This window comes from Streptomyces sp. NBC_01077, assembly GCF_045162855.1.
Classification (GTDB): Bacteria; Actinomycetota; Actinomycetes; order Streptomycetales; family Streptomycetaceae; genus Streptomyces.
Genome location: NZ_CP108669.1, coordinates 3,620,514 through 3,639,715, shown reverse-complemented (window position 1 = coordinate 3,639,715; position 19,202 = coordinate 3,620,514). Strand labels below are relative to the sequence as shown.

The following is a 19,202-nucleotide window of genomic DNA, read 5'->3' as shown; positions in this document are numbered from 1 at the left end:
CCCTCTGCCCATGTGTTCACTTCCCGTCTAGATTCGATTCATGGCGGACACGAAGCGAGAGATCGAGCGGAAGTACGAAGCCACCACCCGGACCGGCCTCCCGGACCTGACCCGGGCGGCCGGGGTGGCCTCGGTCACCGACGAGGGCGTCACCGAACTCGACGCCGTCTACTACGACACCCCCGATCTGCGGCTCGCCGCCGACGCGCTCACCCTGCGCCGCCGCACCGGAGGCGAGGACGCCGGCTGGCACCTGAAGTTCCCCGTCGCCTCCGGCATCCGCGACGAGATCAGAGCCCCGCTCTCGGACACGCTCCCGCGTTCCCTGGCGGGGCTCCTGCGTTCCCGCGTCCGGGACGGTGAGATCGTCCCCGTCGTCCGCCTCCGCTCCTCCCGGGACGTCCGCCACCTCCGCGACGGCGACGGCACCCTCCTCGCCGAACTCTCCGTGGACACCGTCCACGCCGAAGGCCTCACGCGCGGGGGAGAGGCCGCCTGGACCGAGATCGAGGTCGAACTCGCCGACGACACCGACCCGGCGATCCTCGACGCCGTCGAGAAACGCCTCCGGAAGGCCGGCATCCTGCCCTCGGACTCGCCGTCGAAACTGGCGCGCGCCCTGGCCGAGACAGGCGCGGGCCCGGAACAGGACGAAGGCCGGGACCAGGCCCGGGGCCCCGAGTCCGAGGCGACCCCGGTCACCCCCGCGGCGCCCGGCACCGCCGGAGCCGCCGTCCTCTCCTGCGTACGCGAACAGGTCGACGCGATCGTCGCGTACGACCCCGCCGTACGGCGCGACCTGCCCGATGCCGTCCACCAGCTGCGCGTCGCCTGCCGCCGGCTGCGCAGCGCCTTCAAGACCTACGGACGCGTCCTCGACCGGGAGGTCACCGACCCGATCGGCGAGGAACTCAAATGGCTCGCCGGCGAACTCGGCGTCGCCCGCGACCAGGAGGTCCTCGACGAGCGGCTGCGCGCCCGCCTCACGGACCTGCCCCGCACCCTCGTCCTCGGCCCGGTCCGGGCCCGGCTGCGCCGCCGCGACGCCGCCCACGGCAGGAGCGCCCGGCGCCAGGCCCTCGCCGCCCTCGACTCCGCCCGCTATCTCGCCCTCCTCGGAACCCTCGACGCGCTCCTCGCCGACCCGCCCCTGCGCAAGGACGCCGCCCGCGACGCCCGGACGGTCCTCGCCCGCGCCGTCCGCAAGGACCACCACCGCCTCGCCGGCCGGATCGGGCATGCCCTCTCCCTCGAATCCCCGGGCGAGCGCGACCTCGCCCTCCACGAGGCCCGCAAGGCCGCCAAGCGCGCGCGGTACGCGGCCGAGGCCGCCCGGCCCACCCTCGGGAAGCCGGCGAAGCGGCTGGCGAAAAGAGTGAAGGCCGTCCAGACCCTGCTCGGCGAACACCAGGACGCCGTCGTCGCCCGCGGGGCGCTGCGCGAGCTCGGGATCCAGGCCCACGGGGCCGGCGAATCGGCCTTCACCTGGGGACTTCTGTACGGACACGAGGAGGCCGCGGCGGAGGCCGCCGAGCGTGAGCTCCCCGAGGTCTGGGCCAGGGCCTCGGCACCGGAACTCGTGGCGGCTCTGACCCGCTGAGCACCGGGGTACGCTTGAGAGTCGCCCCCCTGCCAGCTCACGAAGGTTCGAGATGTCTGCTGCCGAGTCTGTCTTCCCGCAGCTCGAAGCTCTGCTCCCGCACGTGCAGAAGCCGATTCAGTACGTCGGTGGAGAGCTGAACTCCACGGTCAAGCCGTGGGAGTCCGCCGACGTCCGCTGGGCGCTGATGTACCCGGACGCGTACGAGGTCGGCCTGCCCAACCAGGGCGTCATGATCCTGTACGAGGTGCTCAACGAGCGCGAGGGCGTCCTCGCCGAGCGCACCTACAGCGTCTGGCCGGACCTCGAAGAGCTGATGCGGGAGCACAAGGTCCCGCAGTTCACGGTCGACAGCCACCGGCCCGTCGGCGCGTTCGACGTGTTCGGCCTGAGCTTCTCCACCGAGCTCGGCTACACGAACATGCTCACCGCCCTCGACCTGGCCGGCATCCCGCTGGAGGCGAAGGACCGGACCGTCGACCACCCGATCGTGCTCGCGGGCGGCCACGCGGCCTTCAACCCCGAGCCCATCGCGGACTTCATCGACGCGGCGATCATCGGCGACGGCGAGCAGGCCGTCCTCGACATGACCGAGATCATCCGCGGTTGGAAGGCCGAAGGCCGGCCGGGCGGTCGCGAGGAAGTCCTCTTCCGCCTCGCGAAGACCGGCTCGGTGTACATCCCGCGGTTCTACGACGTGGAGTACCTGCCGGACGGCCGCATCGGCCGTGTCGTGCCCAACAAGTCCGGTGTGCCGTGGCGCGTCTCCAAGCACACCGTCATGGACCTCGACGAGTGGCCGTACCCCAAGCAGCCCCTCGTGCCGCTCGCGGAGACCGTCCACGAGCGCATGTCCGTCGAGATCTTCCGCGGCTGCACCCGCGGCTGCCGCTTCTGCCAGGCCGGCATGATCACGCGCCCCGTACGGGAGCGAAGCATCACCGGCATCGGCGAGATGGTCGAGAAGGGTCTCAAGGCGACGGGCTTCGAGGAGGTCGGCCTCCTCTCGCTGTCCTCGGCGGACCACTCCGAGATCGGTGAGATCGCGAAGGGCCTCGCCGACCGGTACACGGAGGACAAGGTGGGCCTGTCCCTCCCGTCCACCCGTGTCGACGCCTTCAACGTCGACCTGGCCAACGAGCTGACCAGGAACGGGCGTCGCTCCGGCCTCACCTTCGCCCCCGAGGGCGGCTCCGAGCGCATGCGCAAGGTCATCAACAAGATGGTCTCGGAGGAGGACCTCATCCGGACCGTCTCCACCGCGTACGGCAACGGCTGGCGCCAGGTGAAGCTGTACTTCATGTGCGGCCTGCCGACGGAGACCGACGAGGACGTCCTCCAGATCGCCGACATGGCGATGAACGTGATCGCCGAGGGCCGCAAGGTCTCCGGCCAGAACGACATCCGCTGCACCGTCTCCATCGGCGGCTTCGTCCCCAAGCCGCACACCCCGTTCCAGTGGGCCCCGCAGCTGTCGGCCGAGGAGACGGACGAGCGGCTGCGCAAGCTCCGCGACAAGATCCGCGGCGACAAGAAGTACGGCCGCTCGATCGGCTTCCGCTACCACGACGGCAAGCCCGGCATCGTCGAGGGCCTCCTCTCGCGCGGCGACCGCCGCATCGGCGCGGTCATCCGCGCGGTGTACGAGGACGGCGGCCGCTTCGACGGCTGGCGCGAGCACTTCTCGTACGACCGCTGGATGGCCTGCGCCGAGAAGACGCTGCCGGAGATGGGCGTCGACGTCGCCTGGTACACGACCCGCGAGCGCACCTACGAGGAGGTCCTGCCCTGGGACCACCTGGACTCCGGTCTCGACAAGGACTGGCTCTGGGAGGACTGGCAGGACTCGCTCGACGAGACCGAGGTCGAGGACTGCCGCTGGACGCCGTGCTTCGACTGCGGTGTCTGCCCGCAGATGGACACCCACATCCAGATCGGCCCCACCGGCAAGAAGCTGCTGCCGCTGTCGGTCGTGAAGTAGGTCCGTTCGGGTAACACTCCGGCGACGGCCCGGTGCGAGGGGAAACCCTCCACCGGGCCGTCGCGTCATTTCCGGCATGAGCATGGAGAACCCGCCGCCGCCCGCGCTGATCCGCATCCCGATCCGGATCGTGGTGCTCGTGGTCGTCCTCCCGATCCGCATGACCTGGGACGCCCTCACGGCCACGGCCCACTTCCTCGACCGCACGGCCCTCCGCCCGGTGGGCCGGGGGATCGCGTGGGTGTTCACGGGGATCGGCCGGGGTCTGGCCTGGGTGTTCACGGGCGTGGGGAGGGGCCTGGCCTGGGTGTTCACCCGCGTGGGGAGGGGCCTCGCCTGGGTTTTCCGTCACACGGTGAGCCGCCCGTCGCGCTGGTTGTACGGGGCGGTGCTCGCGCCGGTGGGGCGGGGGATCGCGTGGGTGTTCACCGGTGTCGGGCGGGGGATCGCCGTCGGGGCCGGATGGCTGTGGCGGGGGCTGTCGGCCGCCGGTCGCCTGCTCGCCAACCTCGTGTTCGTGTGGCCGTGGGTGGGGCTCTGGCGGTACGTGGTCGTGCCCGTCTGCCGCTACGGGATCGCCGTACCCGCCGCATGGCTGTACCGGCAGGTCCTCGCTCCGCTCGGCACGGGGCTCCTGTTCCTGCTGGAGAAGGCGGTGTTCGTGCCGGTCGCCGCACTCTTCCGGTACGTCCTGGTCCCTCTGTTCCGGTACGGGGTGGTCGTGCCCGTCCTCTGGCTCTGGAAGCGGGTCCTCGTGCCCGTCGCGCGGGAGGTCCGGGACGCGTTCGCCGTCTGCTGGCGGGTCGCCGGGTACCTCTCGCGGGCCGTCGGGCGGGCGCTGAAGTGGATGGCCTGGAATGTGGTCGGGCGGCCCACGGTCTGGGCCTGGCGGAACGTCTGCACGCCCGTCGGGCACTGGGTCCGCGACAGCGTGTGGGCCCCCGCCCGCAAGGCCGCCGTCGAAGCGGGGCGGGTGGCCCGGGACGCGCTCGCCTCGGCCCGCGCCGCCGTGCGCGAGGCCCGCCGGGATGCCTGGCGTGCCCTGGTCGGCGGAGTCAGGTCGGCCGAGCCCGGGGAACCGGAGGTGGCCCGGGCGCGTACTCTGGGTAGTACAACGAACGTCCCCGGCGCGGCGCCCGCCCCCGAGATCTCCCTGCGAAAGCGGGGGTGAACCGGGCGGGACCCCCAGGGCAACCCGTACATCTCGTGGACGGCGCCACCCGCGCCGCCCCGCACCGAGGAGAAGAACCACTGGGCAAGCGACAGCCCGAAGGCCCGCCGCCCGCACCGGCGGTGCAGCGCATCCGACTGCGCTACACCAAGCGCGGCCGCCTCCGGTTCACCAGCCACCGTGACTTCCAGCGCGCTTTCGAGCGTGCGCTCCGCCGTGCCGAGGTGCCCATGGCGTACTCGGCCGGCTTCACCCCGCACCCCAAGGTGTCGTACGCCAACGCCGCCCCGACGGGCACGGGCTCCGAGGCCGAGTACCTGGAGATCGCCCTCACCGAGACGCGCGACCCGGAGACCCTGCGGGTCCTGCTCGACGAGTCCCTCCCGGCCGGCCTCGACATCACCGACGCCGTCGAGGCCCGGACCTCGGGTCTCGCCGACCGGCTCACCGCTTCCATCTGGGAGCTGCGCCTCGAAGGCGTCACCGTCGAGGACGTGGAGAAGGCCACCGAGGCGTTTCTCGCGGCCGAGACCGTGGAAGTACAGCGCAAGACCAAGAACGGCGTCCGCACCTTCGACGCGCGTTCCGCGGTCACCGAGCTGACGGCAGCCGCTCCCCAGGGCGATCCCCAGGGCGATAGGCCGCTGGACAGCGCCTGTGCGATACTGCGGCTGGTTGTTCGGCACGTGACACCTGCCGTACGACCCGACGACGTCCTGTCCGGTCTCCGAGCTGTGGCCGACCTGGCGCCGCCGGTCCCCGCTGCGGTGACCAGGCTGGCGCAGGGGCTCTTCGACGAGGAGTCCGGCACGGTGACCGACCCGCTCGCGCCCGACCGCGAGGCAGTCACGGCCGCATCTACCACGGCCGCCGAGACCGCCTCTGCGACGGCGCCGGGTGCCGGCACCGCGTAGGGAGCGGTCGTTGTAGCGCAGCCCTGGTACTCGGGAGCCACCTGGGTCGGGCCGCGCACTGACCAGGAGACTTTCGCCAGGCCGTCCGCACAGGGCGTACGGAACCGGCGAGCCAGACATAGAGCTCCCGTGCGGCGCCCGCGCCCCGGACGGCGGCACCGCGCCACAGGCGCGACCGTGCCGCCGGACCGGAACCAGGCGCGGCGCCCGGGAGCGTGACGGGAGAACCCCGCATGCTCGAGTCCAACGAAGACACCAACGCCCCCGGTGACAAGCTGCCGCCGCGCCGCAGGCGCCGCGCCGCTTCCCGCCCCGCCGGTCCGCCGGTGACGGGCGCGACCGCCGACACCACAGCGGCCACCGAGGCCGCAGCCGTGGAGGCCGCCCCGGCCGAGGCCGAGGCCGCACCCGCGCCGCGGACCCGCCGCCGGGCCACCCGCAAGGCCACCGCATCGGCCGCCGAGGCCACGGCACCCGCCGTGGAGACCCCGGAGCCGGTCGTGGAGACCGTCGCCGCCGTGGCCGAGGACGTGGAGGAGGCCCCCGAGGCCGCCCCGGCCCGTACGCGCCGCCGCGCCACTCGTAAGGCCACCTCGCCGGTGACCTCCCCGGTCGCCGCCGAGGCCCCCGATGAGACCGCTGTGCCGGAGGCCGTGGCCGCCGAGGCCGTCGAGGAGGCCCCCGAGGCCGCCCCGGCCCGTACCCGCCGCCGCGCCACCCGCAAGGCCACCGCCCCGGCCGGCGCGCCCGCCGCCGCCGAGGAGACCGTGGTCGTGGCTCCGGTCGCCGAGACCGCCCCGGCCGCCGAGGTCACGGAGGAGGCCGCCGCGCCCGCCCCGCGTACCCGCCGCCGTGCCACCCGTAAGGTCACCTCGCCCGAGGCGACCACCGAGGCGACCACCGAGGCCGCCACCGGCGAGTCGCTGCCGACGGCGGCCGTCGCGCAGATCGCCGCCGAGGAGGCGGAGGTCACCGCCGCCGAGACCGCGGCCACCCGAGGCCGTGGCCGCCGTCGCGCGACCTCCCCGCAGTTCACCTCCGAGCCGGCCCCGGTCCGGGAGACGCGCCGTGCCGCGCGCCCCGCCGTCGCCGTCTTCCAGGCCCCGGTCTTCGCGGAGCCCATGTTCCAGACCCCGGAGACCGCCGCCGCCGCGGCAGCCTCCGTCGCGGTGGAGCCGGAGGAGGACGAGCTCGTCGAGACGGACGAGACGGTCGAGGCCGTCGAGGCCGAGGTCGTGGAGACCCCCGAGCCCGCCGCCGAGCGCGCCGAGGCCGGTTCCCGCCGTCGCCGTCGCCGCCGTGGCGAGGCCGTCCCCGTCGAGCCCGTCCCGGCCACCGTCGCCGACGAGCCCGAGGTCGAGGCCGTCGCCGACGAGGTCGAGGAGGCCGACGAGGCCGAGGAGACCGACGAGTACGAGGACCGCCCGTCCCGCCGTCGCCGCCGTGGCGGCCGTCGCCGTCGTCGCGGCGAGCTCACCGAGGTCGACGAGGCCGAGGAGGGCGAGGAGCCGCGCGCCGAGGACGAGACCGATGAGTCCGAGGAGGGCGAGGACGAGCAGGACGAGGCCGAGGGCTTCTCCGGCGGATCCAGCAGCTCCCGTCGCCGTCGCCGTCGCCGCCGTCGCAGCGGGGACGCCTCCGCCGACGTCGAGGGCGCCGACGAGGAGGGCGTCCGTACGGTCGTCAAGGTCCGCGAGCCCCGCCCGGCCCGTGAGAAGGCCGAGCCCGGCACCGGCGCCGACGAGGTCCAGTCCATCAAGGGCTCGACCCGCCTGGAGGCCAAGAAGCAGCGCCGCCGCGAGGGCCGCGAGCAGGGCCGCCGCCGCGTCCCGATCATCACCGAGGCCGAGTTCCTGGCCCGCCGTGAGGCCGTCGAGCGCGTCATGGTCGTCCGCCAGAGCGGCGAGCGCACCCAGATCGGCGTCCTCGAGGACAACGTGCTCGTCGAGCACTACGTCAACAAGGAGCAGGCCACCTCGTACGTCGGCAACGTCTACCTGGGCAAGGTCCAGAACGTCCTGCCGTCCATGGAGGCCGCCTTCGTCGACATCGGCAAGGGCCGCAACGCCGTCCTGTACGCCGGTGAGGTCAACTTCGAGGCGCTCGGCATGGGCCACGGCCCGCGTCGCATCGAGACCGCCCTCAAGTCCGGCCAGTCGGTCCTCGTCCAGGTGACGAAGGACCCGATCGGCCACAAGGGTGCCCGCCTGACCAGCCAGGTCTCGCTGCCCGGCCGCTACCTCGTGTACGTGCCCGAGGGCTCGATGACCGGCATCAGCCGCAAGCTCCCGGACACCGAGCGCGCCCGCCTCAAGACCATCCTCAAGAAGATCGTCCCCGAGGACGCGGGCGTCATCGTGCGCACCGCCGCCGAGGGCGCGAGCGAGGACGAGCTGCGCCGCGACGTCGAGCGACTGCAGGCGCAGTGGGAGGACATCCAGAAGAAGGCGAAGAGCGGCAACGCCCCGACGCTGCTCTACGGCGAGCCGGACATGACCGTCCGGGTCGTCCGCGACATCTTCAACGAGGACTTCTCCAAGGTCATCGTCAGCGGTGACGAGGCGTGGGAGACCATCCACGGCTACGTGCACCACGTCGCCCCGGACCTGACCGACCGCCTGTCCAAGTGGACGAGCGAGGTCGACGTCTTCGCGACGTACCGGATCGACGAGCAGCTCATGAAGGCGCTCGACCGCAAGGTCTGGCTGCCGAGCGGCGGCTCGCTGGTGATCGACAAGACCGAGGCGATGATCGTCGTCGACGTCAACACCGGCAAGTTCACCGGCCAGGGCGGCAACCTCGAAGAGACCGTGACGAGGAACAACCTCGAAGCGGCCGAGGAGATCGTGCGTCAGCTCCGGCTGCGCGACCTCGGCGGCATCGTCGTCATCGACTTCATCGACATGGTCCTGGAGTCCAACCGCGACCTGGTGCTGCGCCGCCTCCTGGAGTGCCTGGGCCGGGACCGGACCAAGCACCAGGTGGCCGAGGTCACCTCGCTCGGCCTGGTGCAGATGACCCGTAAGCGGGTCGGCCAGGGCCTCCTGGAGTCCTTCTCCGAGACCTGCGTCCACTGCAACGGCCGCGGTGTCATCGTGCACATGGAGCAGCCGACCACCGCCGGTGGCGGTGGCGGCGGCAAGCGCTCGAAGAAGCGCGGCCGCGGCGGCGCCGAGCACGTCCACGAGCACGAGCACGCCGAGGCCGCGGAGACCGAGGTCGAGACCGCGGAGGCCGAGACCGAGGCCGAGGTCGCCGCCGAGCTGGCCGCCCCGGTGGCCCTGCCCGAGCCGATCGCCGCGGACGAGGAGCTGTACGGCTCCATCGCCGAGGCGGAGGCCGCCGCCACGCGCGGTCGTGGCCGTCGTCGGGCGACCCGCCGGGTGTCCGCGCCGGTCGCCGCGCGGCCGGTCGTGGAGACCGAGGCCGTCGTCTTCGAGTCGAAGCGGAAGCCGGAGCCCGTCGCGGCGCCCGAGCCGGTCGTCGAGCCGGAGCCCGTCGTGGCGCCGGTCGCCGAGGCCGTCGTCGAGCCGGTGGCCGAGCCGGTGGTCGAGGAGACCGCGGCCCCGGCCCCGCGCGGCCGTCGCCGTGCCACCCGCCGGGTGACCTCCCCGGTCGTCTCGACCACGGAGCCGGCCGCCGCGCCGACCGTCGTCGAGCCGGTCGTGGCCGAGCCGGTCGTCGAGACCGCCCCGGAGCCGGAGCCCGTCGTGGCGCCGGTCGCCGAGGCCGTCGCCGAGCCCGTCGTCGAGGAGGCTCCCGTGGCCGCCCCGCCGCGTGCCCGCCGCCGGGTGGTCCGTAAGGCCACCGCTCCCGCCGGTTCGCCTTCGGGCGCCGAGGAGGCGGCCGTCCTCGTGGTGACCACGGCCCCGGCCGAGGTCCCCGCAGAGGCCGAGACCGAGGCCGAGCCCGCCCCCGTCAAGAAGACGGCGGCGCGCAAGACCGCGGCGAAGAAGGCCACGGCCAAGAAGGCCGCCACCAAGAAGACGGCGGCGACCAAGAAGACCGCGGCGAAGAAGACCACCACCAAGAAGGCCCCGGCCAAGAAGGCGGCGGAGAAGACCGCCGCCCCGGCCCAGGACTGACCGGTGAGGTACGGGCCGCCGCCCCGCACGTCGAGGCGGCGGCCCGTACCGAACGGGCGAATTTGACCCTCCGAGGCAGCCGCCCGTAACCTAGACCGTCGGCGTGTCTATCGACGCGTCGCGCCTCTGAGCACTTCCCTCCCGCTCGCCGGGAGAGGCCGCTCGTCCGATTCCGGAACGCCGCGGGCCCTCGGGTCCGTGTGAGCGGCTGGCCTCAGAGGTTTCGATCCCGAGTGAGAGAGAGATCCGCGTGTACGCCATCGTGCGCAGCGGTGGTCGCCAGCACAAGGTTGCTGTCGGCGACATCGTTGAAGTTGACAAGATTCCCACTGCCAAGGTTGGCGACACGGTCGAGCTCTCGACCCTGCTCGTTGTCGACGGCGACGCCGTGACCAGCGACCCGTGGGTCCTGGCCGGGATCAAGGTTCAGGCCGAGATCGTGGACCACCACAAGGGCGCCAAGATCGACATCCTGCGCTACAAGAACAAGACCGGCTACCGCCGTCGCCAGGGTCACCGCCAGCAGTACACGGCGATCAAGGTCACCGGTATCCCCGCGGCTGCGAAGTAAGAGGGACTGAGACATGGCACACAAGAAGGGCGCATCGTCCACCCGGAACGGGCGCGACTCCAATGCCCAGCGGCTCGGCGTGAAGCGCTTCGGCGGTCAGACCGTCCTCGCCGGTGAGATCCTGGTCCGCCAGCGCGGCACCCACTTCCACCCGGGCTCGGGTGTCGGTCGTGGTGGCGACGACACGCTGTTCGCCCTGCAGCCCGGCGCGGTGCAGTTCGGCACCCACCGTGGCCGCAAGGTCGTGAACATCGTTCCGGTCGCCTGATCGGTTCATTTGCGGAGGCGGACCTCACTTCCCGTTCGGGAAGCGGGTCCGCCTTTCGCGTGTTACTAGATAGACATTCCGCACGTAAGTAGATGGAGGCACAACCATGACCACCTTCGTGGACCGCGTCGAGCTGCATGTCGCCGCGGGTAACGGAGGCCACGGCTGCGCCTCCGTTCACCGGGAGAAGTTCAAGCCGCTCGGCGGACCCGACGGCGGCAACGGCGGCCGTGGCGGCGATGTGATCCTGGTCGTCGACCAGGCGGTCACCACGCTCCTCGAATACCACCACTCGCCGCACCGCAAGGCCACCAACGGTCAGCCCGGCGCCGGTGACAACCGCTCCGGCAAGGACGGCCAGGACCTCGTCCTGAACGTGCCCGACGGCACCGTCGTCCTCGACAAGGACGGCAACGTGCTCGCCGACCTCGTCGGCCAGGGCACCACCTTCGTCGCGGGCCAGGGCGGCCGCGGCGGCCTCGGCAACGCGGCGCTGTCCTCCGCGCGCCGCAAGGCCCCCGGCTTCGCGCTCCTCGGCGAGCCCGGCGAGGCCCGGGACATCGTCCTGGAGCTGAAGACCGTCGCCGACGTGGCGCTCGTCGGCTACCCGAGCGCCGGCAAGTCCTCGCTCATCTCGGTCCTGTCGGCAGCCAAGCCGAAGATCGCGGACTACCCCTTCACCACGCTCGTCCCGAACCTGGGCGTCGTCACGGCCGGTTCGACCGTCTACACGATCGCCGACGTGCCGGGCCTCATCCCGGGCGCCAGCCAGGGCCGTGGCCTGGGCCTGGAGTTCCTGCGCCACGTCGAGCGCTGCTCGGTCCTCGTGCACGTGCTCGACACCGCGACCCTCGAATCGGACCGTGACCCGGTCACCGACCTCGACATCATCGAGGAGGAGCTGCGGCAGTACGGCGGCCTCGAGGACCGGCCCCGCATCGTCGTCCTCAACAAGGTCGACATCCCCGACGGCCAGGACCTCGCGGACATGATCCGCCCGGACCTGGAGGAGCGCGGCTACCAGGTGTTCGAGGCCTCCGCCGTGGCCCGCCTGGGCCTCAAGGAGCTCTCCTTCGCCCTCGCCGGCATCGTCGCCGAGGCGCGCGCGGCCAAGCCGAAGGAGGAGGCGACCCGTATCGTCATCCGCCCGAAGGCCGTCGACGACGCGGGCTTCACGGTCATCTACGACGAGGCCGAGGACGTGTACCGGGTGCGCGGCGAGAAGCCGGAGCGCTGGGTCCGCCAGACCGACTTCAACAACGACGAGGCCGTGGGCTACCTGGCCGACCGCCTCAACCGCCTCGGCGTCGAGGACAGGCTGATGAAGGCCGGTGCCCGCGCGGGTGACGGTGTCGCGATCGGCTCCGAGGAGAACGCGGTCGTCTTCGACTGGGAGCCCTCGATGATGGCCGGCGCCGAAATGCTCGGCCGCCGAGGCGAGGACCACCGCCTGGAGGCCCCGCGTCCGGCAGCCCAGCGCCGTCGCGACCGCGACGCGGAGCGGGACGACCCGCAGCGCGAGTTCGACGAGTTCGACCCGTTCTAGCAGGGCCGGACGGCACGCCGGTCCGACGGACGGAGTCCGGCGTTCCAGCGGGCGTGACCGTCCCGGCAGCCGCTCGGCAGGCGCCCGTACCCCCGGTGGGGGGTGCGGGCGTCTCCCGTAGGATCCTGGTGTGAGTACCGTCCCCCCGCCCGAGACCGCAGGCAGGCTCAGCGTCGTCGTCATCGCCTACAACGACGAGGCGCTGGTGGGCCAGGCGATCAGGTCCGCGCTGGACCAGGGCCCCGTGGTGGCGGAGGTCGTCGCCGTCGACGACTGTTCGAGCGACGGCACGGCCCGCGTCCTCGACGAGCTCGCCGCCCGGCACCCCCGCGTACGCGTGGTCCACCGCACGGAGAACAGCGGCGGATGCGGCTCTCCCCGTAACGACGGCATCCGGGCTTCCACCGCCCCGTACGTCATGTTCCTGGACAGCGACGACATCCTGCCCTCCGGCGCCGCCGAGGCCCTGGTCGCCGCCGCGGAGCGGCACGGCACCGAGGTGGCCGTCGGCGTCTGCGTCCGGCGCGAACTGCCCGAAGGCAGGGACGTCCGCTGGCAGCCCGCTCTGTACCGGGAGGCCGCCGTCCTGGAGACGCCCGCGGACCTGCGCCCGCTGGTCCACGACACGCTCTGCGTCAACAAGGTCTACGACCGGGCCTTCCTCACCGAGCACGGCATCCTCTTCCCCGAGGGCCGCTTCGTCTACGAGGACTTCCTCTTCACCGCCCGGGTGTACGCCGCCGCCCCCCGCGTCGCCGTGATCCCCGACACCGTGTACGTCTGGCATGTGCGCCGCGCCGCCGCCCAGCTGTCGATCTCCCTCGACCGTGTCGGCGTCTCCAACTGGCAGGACCGGATCGCCGCCCACCGCGCCGCCGTCGACACCTTCGCCACGGCGGGACGCGCGGAGCTCGCCGCGGCCTGCCGCACCAAGTTCCTCGAACACGACCTCCGTATGTACGCCCGTGACCTGCGGCTGCGTGACGCCGCCCACCGGGCCGAGTGGTGGACGCTCACCCGGGACCACCTGGCCGGCTTCCAGGAGCCGGAGATCGCCGCCGCGGTCGCTCCCGCCCGCTGGATCGCCCGGTTCCTGCTCGCCGCGAAGGAGCCGCGCGATCTGCTCCGGCTGTCCCGGCTCGCCGCGAACCCGGCCCGGCTGCTGCCCCCGTACGCGGGCACCCGTACCGCCGCCGTCTGGGCCGACGACCTGCCGGAGGCCCCGCTGGACGGCGTGGACGGTCTGCCGCTCGACGAGCTGCCGCTCGTCGTGGACGCGGAGCTGCGCATCGGCGGGGGCGGCGACCTGCTGTTCACGGTCCGGGACCTGTACGGGCGGCTGGCCGAGGCCGGTCCTCGTACCGCCGAACTCGCCTTCCTGCCGCGCGGCGACACCGAGCCCGCCCGCACGGAACGAGCCGAGCTGCACGCCGTCCGAGGTCCGGACGGAGGCGACACGCCGGAAGGTGCCGACGGGTCGGACGGGGCCGGGGGCGGCTGGTCCGCCCGCGTGCCGGTCCGCCTCACCGGGCTCGCCGGAACGGGGCGCCGCCGCGGCCGTGAGGGCGTCCAGCTGTGGGACATCGGGGTCACCGTGACGTGTGCGAACGGGGAGTCGTTCACCACGTCTCTGCGGCTGCCGGACGGCGCCCAGCGGCGCTCGGTCCTTCCGAGCAGCCGGTACGGTGTACTTCTGGTGCAGCAGTACGCCACGGCGAACGGTTCGCTGGCGGTACGGATCGCACCTGGAGCCCGGGACGGATTCCGGGCGGTCAGGGCCCGGCTCCGTCGGCTTGCCCGCAGTTCACAGTGAAAGGGTTTGGGGCGCTATGACTTATCTGATCACCGGCGGCGCCGGATACATCGGCTCCCACGTGGTCCGCGCGATGACGCAGGCCGGTGAGCGGGTCGTCGTCCTCGACGACCTGTCCACGGGATACGAGGCGCGGGTGCCCGAAGGCGTCCCCCTGGTGGTCGGCTCCACGCTCGACCGCGAGGTCCTGGACCGGACGATCGCCGAGCACGGCGTGACCGGTGTCGTCCACCTCGCCGCCAAGAAGCAGGTCGGCGAGTCCGTCGAACTGCCGCTGCACTACTACCGCGAGAACATCATCGGTCTCACGGTCCTCCTGGAGGCGGTCGCCGCCGCGGGCGTGCGCAACTTCCTCTTCTCCTCCTCCGCCGCGGTCTACGGCATGCCGGACGTCGACCTCGTCACCGAGGAGACCCCCTGCCTGCCGCTGAGCCCGTACGGCGAGACGAAGCTGGCGGGCGAGTGGGTGGTCCGCGCGGCGGGCGCCGCGCACGGCATCTCGACGGCCTGCCTGCGGTACTTCAACGTGGCCGGTGCCGCGGCCCCCGAGCTGGCCGACACCGGGGTCTTCAACCTGGTCCCGATGGTCTTCGAGCGCCTCGACGCGGGCGAGTCCCCGCGGATCTTCGGCGACGACTACGACACGCCCGACGGCACCTGCATCCGTGACTACATCCACGTCGAGGACCTGGCCGACGCGCACCTCGTCGCCGCCCGCAAGCTCGCGGAGTGGGCCGAGGCCGGCGAGCCGCGCGACCTGACGGTCAACATCGGCCGCGGCGAGGGCGTCTCCGTCACCGAGATGGTCGAGCTGATCAACGAGATCACCGGCCACACCATCGCGCCCGTGGTCACCCCGCGCCGCGCCGGCGACCCCGCCCGGGTCGTCGCCGCCGCCGACCGCATCGCGTCGGAGCTCGGCTGGAAGGCACGGCACGACGTGCGAGACATGATCGACTCGGCCTGGGCCGGCTGGGTCGCGCGCCGCGGCGCGACGGTCTGACCGCAGCAGCGAGCGACGGTCAGACCGCGACAGCAAAGGGGCGGGGCGGGGAGTGTGAACTCCCCGCCCCGCCCCTTCGGCGTTCTCGCCGAACCGTCAGCGCTCCAGGAAGGCGAAGAGCGCCTCCCAGCGGTCGGTGATCTCGTCGGCGGCGTACCGCTTCACGTTCACGAAGGCCGCGTCGCCCATCCGGTCCCGCAGCTCCTTGTCGGTGATCAGCGTGCTGATGTGGCCGCCGAGCTCCATGGTGTTGCCGAGACGGGCGAGGAGACCGTCCTCACCGTCACGGATGATCTCCCGGACGCCCGGCGCGCAGTCGAAGGCGGCACAGGGCACGCCCGCCGCCATCGCCTCGAGCAGGGTGATCGGGAAGCCCTCGGCGCGGGAGGCCTGCGCGAACACCGAGGCCTCGGAGAGCGCCCCGAGGACGTCGTTGGTGCGCCCCATCCACTCCACGGAGTCGTCGAGACCGAGCTGGGTGGTACGACGCTGCAGCGCCTCCTCCTCGTCCCCGGTCCCGTAGATCCGCAGCTTCCAGTCGGGGTGGCGGGACGCGATCTCGGCCCAGCTGTCGAGCACCATGTCCACGCCCTTCTCGTGAGAGAGGCGACCGATGCAGGCGACGACCTTCTCGGTGCGCGGCGCCGGGACGTCGGGCATGAAGGGCAGGGCGTTGGGCATGTGCCCGACGTTGTCCATACCGGCCCGGATCCACCGGTCCGCGTCGCCCGGGGTGAGGACGAGGAGCCGGTCGACACCCTTGTAGTACCGCTTCACCCGGCCGAGCCGGGAGGAGCCGGCACTGGCGGCGTACGACTCGTGGCTCATGCCGATGACGACATGGCCCTTGGTGTCGGCGAGGGCCACCCACTCCATCGCCCAGACCTGGGTGACGATCACGACGGCACCGGGCCGGGCGGCGGCGAAGAGCGCCGTCATCCGGTCGGCGCGTTCCCGCATGCCGGCCGCGCGGGCCGCGTGGCGCCGCCGCTCGGGCGCGTTGAGCTTGCCCTTGAGGCCGCGCAGGGCACGGACCTGCGGCGGGTGCGCGTCGTACAGCGTGGTGGTGTCGTACGGCAGGGCTTCCGGGAACTCGTGCTGCCGTCCCTCGGGGGCGGGGGTGATGCCGATGACGTGGACCCGGTTGCCGCGGTCGGTGAACTCCCGCGCCATCTGGTGGGTCCAGGTCGTGACACCGCCCATCTCGTCCACGCTGTTGGAGACGATGAAGATGTCGCGGCCGCCGGACACGGTGGTCTGGTTGGTCACTTCCCGCTCCTGGTGAAGAACTTGGCGACGATCTGACGGGCCGCGTCGCCCCGGTCGTACTCGCTGAACTCCGTGTTGAACCGCTGGCGGGCCGCCGCGAACTTGGTGTCGGCCTCGTCCTTGAAGTTGGCGATCACTCCGAAGAGCTCCTCCTCGGTGCCCACGACGGGGCCGGGAGCGCGCTCCTTCAGGTCGAAGTAGGTGCCCCGGTTCTCCTTGGAGTACTCGTCGTAGTCGTACGTGAAGAAGATCATCGGGCGGTCGAGCAGCCCGTAGTCGAACATCACGGACGAGTAGTCGGTGATCAGCCCGTCCGCGAGGGCGAGCAGCGGGGTGATGTCGTGGTGGCTGGAGACGTCTATGACCCGCCCCCGGACCGACGGCGGCAGCGACACGCTGTTCAGGTAGTGCGTCCTGATCAGCAGCGTGTGCGTGTCACCGAAGCGCTCGGCGAACTCCTCGACGTCGAAGGGGGCCTGGAAGGCACGCACCTTGCCGCCGGGGGCGGCACGGAAGGTCGGCGCGTACAGCAGGACCTTCTTCTCCGGGTCGATGCCCAGCTCCGCGGCGAGCGCACCGCGGTCGCGGTGGCCCGTCTCGGCCTCCTTGCGACGAGCCTCGGCGAGGTCGTCGTTGCGCGGGTAGCCGACGGGAAGCAGCACCTCCTCGCGGAGCCGGAAGCCCCGGGCGAGGGTGCGCCGGTCGTGCTCACCGCGGATCAGGAAGTGGTCGAAGCGGTCCAGAGCCTGCTGGAACGACGCCTGGGCGGCCAGTCCGCGGGACTTGGTGTTGGGCTCGTCGAAGCCCATCCGCTTGAGGGCCGTGCCGTGCCAGGTCTGGATGTACGTGGTCCCCGGGCGCTTGGTGAGGCGCAGCGGGAAGCCCTGGTTGTCGATCCAGAACTCGGCCTGGGCCAGCGCCCGCAGGTACTGCCAGCTCCAGCGCTTCACCAGCGTGGCGTCCTCGGGGAAGCCGGTCGGCTTGGCACCCGCGTACGACCAGACGGCCTCGAAGGCGACGCCCTGACGGCGCATCTCCTCGTAGATCGCCTTGGGGCTGTCGCTGTACTGCTTGCCGAGGTGGCTCTCGAAGACCACGAGGCCCTTGCGGATCGGCAGCTTGCTGTAGAACTCGTGGTAGACGCGCAGCTTGGTCTCGCCCGAGTTCAGGTCCTTCTTGGCCTTGAGCAGGCGGCGCAGGCTCGTCTTCGCCAGCTGGGCGGTGCGCCCGTGCATGGCGCCCTCGATCATGGCCGTGGTGTGCACGGCCGCCTTGCCCTCGGCGGCGAGGACGTAGGACAGGTTGCCCTTCTTGGTGACCTCGGGCACGAAGCGGTCCGAGACCAGCTTGGTCAGCCGGGGGCGGATCCGCAGGCTGTCGGCCTCGTCGATGGGCGTGCCGCCGACGGAGACCCGGGTCCGGATGTGCTGACCGTCGACCGTGAGGATCAGCCGGACGTCCCAGACCGCGTCGATGATGCCGAGCGGGCGGACGGTGCGGGCGATGTCCGCCGTGCCCTTCCACTCGATCCAGGCACCGGCGTGCCGGAGCGTGGTGACCGGGATGCGGGCGGTCTTGCCGCCGACGCTGCGGCGGGCCGAGAACTCGAGGACCGCGCTGATCTCCGCGTCCGGGCTGATCCGGCCCAGCGGGTTGACCACGCGTCCGCCGAGGCTGACGACACCGTCATCGCTGGAGTACGAGGTCAGCCGGTTGCCCAGGGCGAGCGAGGTCAGCGACCTGGTGTCGTAGCGGGAGGGGGTGACGTCCAGGATCTGGCGGCCCCGCTCGGTGTCGAGGTGCTCGGCACACCAGTAGACCTCTCCGTCGCGCTCGGCGAGCGGGACGGTGAGCCGGCCGGGGTTGGTGAGCGCGTCGGTGGCCGGGAGGAGGTTGTGCCAGTCCTCCTTGCTCAGCAGGAAGGCGCAGATGGCGTGCATCCGCTGCACTTCCTCGTACGCCTTCGGGTCGATCTCGGCGAGGTAGCCGTTGGCCAGCTCGGCGAACTCGCGCCGGTAGTCGTCACCGAGCAGCGGCAGGTCGCGCAGGTGGAGGACCAGGTCGTGCTTGAGGAACTTGATGTCCTTGCGGTACTTGAGCTCGTCGTAGCCCTTGCTCTCCAGCAGGGCGTCCACGCGGCGGTGGATCTCCATGCGGTGCACGAAGTTGGCGATCTCGTGGCGCCTGTTGCTGATCGACTTGGAGGCGGCGCTCTCCTGCACGTTCCAGTAGTAGACGTGGTTCGGGATGAGCGTGATCCGGCTCGCGGCGACGTAGGCCTGGGCCGAGAAGAGCAGGTCCTCGTAGTGGATGCCGACCGGGAACTCCAGGCCCTGCTCGATGAGGAACTCGCGCCGGTAGCACTTGTTCGTCGAGAGGGTGTCGAACACCAGCAGGTCGGACAGCTCGGTGATCGACTCGATCGTCCGGGTCTGCGAGTAGAGCCAGGGGTACCACTCGGTGGTCTTCTTGTTGCGGCTGTCCAGGTGGACGCGGACGCACAGGCCCGAGACCAGGTCGGAACCGGTGCTCTGGGCGGCGTCGAGCATGTTGCGACAGGCGTTGCGCTCCAACACGTCGTCGCTGTCGAGGAACATGACGTACGTGCCGGTGGCACGCTGGATGCCGAAGTTGCGGGGCGCACCGCAGCCGCCGCTGTTCTGCGGCAGCTGGAACGCCCGGACCCGGTCCGGGGTGCCGGCGGCGAGCGCCTGGGCGACCTCGAAGGTGTCGTCCTTGCTGCAATCGTCGACGATCACGACTTCGACGCTGTGCAGGGTCTGATCCAGCACCGACTGTACGGCCGTCGGCAGACGCTCTGCGTCGTTGTATGCGATGACGACCACGGAGACGTCAGGCACTTCCACCTCGATCCACTTGTCTTTCCTCCAGACACACCCAAGCTACCTGGTGTTCCCCCCGTGCTTTGCCGCGCCCGAGGGCGTGACAATGACCGCCGTGCCCGGATCGTTACGGGGCCG

General features: G+C 71.8%; 12 protein-coding genes. 10 read left to right on the top strand and 2 right to left on the bottom strand.

The annotated features are described in order from the left end of the window. Window positions 1–40 precede the first annotated feature (40 nt). The 10 genes from OG462_RS16280 to galE all read left to right on the top strand — a co-directional run bounded on the left by OG462_RS16280 (window position 41) and on the right by galE (window position 14,952). Window positions 41–1,600, top strand: a complete 1,560-nt coding sequence (locus OG462_RS16280; RefSeq protein WP_406058208.1) for a CHAD domain-containing protein — start codon at window positions 41–43, stop codon at window positions 1,598–1,600. 52 nt (window positions 1,601–1,652) lie between these two features. Beyond that, on the top strand, window positions 1,653–3,581 hold the full coding sequence (locus OG462_RS16275; protein ID WP_406058206.1) for a TIGR03960 family B12-binding radical SAM protein: 1,929 nt from the start codon (window positions 1,653–1,655) through the stop codon (window positions 3,579–3,581). 76 nt (window positions 3,582–3,657) lie between these two features. Continuing rightward, window positions 3,658–4,752, top strand: a complete 1,095-nt coding sequence (locus tag OG462_RS16270; RefSeq protein ID WP_406058204.1) for a hypothetical protein — start codon at window positions 3,658–3,660, stop codon at window positions 4,750–4,752. A 122-nt stretch (window positions 4,753–4,874) separates the two neighbouring features. Then, complete coding sequence (locus OG462_RS16265; RefSeq protein WP_406066570.1) at window positions 4,875–5,666, top strand: TIGR03936 family radical SAM-associated protein; 792 nt, start codon at window positions 4,875–4,877, stop codon at window positions 5,664–5,666. Between the two features lie 233 nt (window positions 5,667–5,899). Continuing rightward, a complete protein-coding gene (locus OG462_RS16260) occupies window positions 5,900–9,751 on the top strand; it encodes a ribonuclease E/G (RefSeq protein WP_406058202.1) in 3,852 nt (1,283 codons plus the stop codon). Window positions 9,752–10,001: 250 nt separating this feature from the next. Next, a complete protein-coding gene (gene rplU / locus OG462_RS16255) occupies window positions 10,002–10,322 on the top strand; it encodes a 50S ribosomal protein L21 (protein ID WP_056558958.1) in 321 nt (106 codons plus the stop codon). Window positions 10,323–10,335: 13 nt separating this feature from the next. Next, window positions 10,336–10,590, top strand: coding sequence for a 50S ribosomal protein L27 (gene rpmA / locus OG462_RS16250; RefSeq protein ID WP_406058201.1), 255 nt, complete (start codon window positions 10,336–10,338; stop codon window positions 10,588–10,590). Window positions 10,591–10,696: 106 nt separating this feature from the next. After that, entirely contained in the window at window positions 10,697–12,136 is a 1,440-nt protein-coding gene (obgE, locus tag OG462_RS16245; protein ID WP_406058199.1) for a GTPase ObgE, read from the top strand. Between the two features lie 130 nt (window positions 12,137–12,266). After that, window positions 12,267–13,949, top strand: coding sequence for a glycosyltransferase family 2 protein (locus OG462_RS16240; RefSeq protein ID WP_406058198.1), 1,683 nt, complete (start codon window positions 12,267–12,269; stop codon window positions 13,947–13,949). 16 nt (window positions 13,950–13,965) lie between these two features. Next, window positions 13,966–14,952: a UDP-glucose 4-epimerase GalE gene (galE, locus tag OG462_RS16235; RefSeq protein WP_406058197.1), complete on the top strand. Its 987-nt coding sequence runs from the start codon at window positions 13,966–13,968 to the stop codon at window positions 14,950–14,952. A 96-nt stretch (window positions 14,953–15,048) separates the two neighbouring features. On the opposite strand, the gene OG462_RS16230 is transcribed toward galE, so the two are convergent. Beyond that, complete coding sequence (locus tag OG462_RS16230; RefSeq protein WP_406066568.1) at window positions 15,049–16,155, bottom strand: glycosyltransferase; 1,107 nt, start codon at window positions 16,153–16,155, stop codon at window positions 15,049–15,051. Window positions 16,156–16,217: 62 nt separating this feature from the next. After that, window positions 16,218–19,088: a CDP-glycerol glycerophosphotransferase family protein gene (locus OG462_RS16225; RefSeq protein WP_406058195.1), complete on the bottom strand. Its 2,871-nt coding sequence runs from the start codon at window positions 19,086–19,088 to the stop codon at window positions 16,218–16,220. Between the last annotated feature and the right edge of the window lie 114 nt (window positions 19,089–19,202).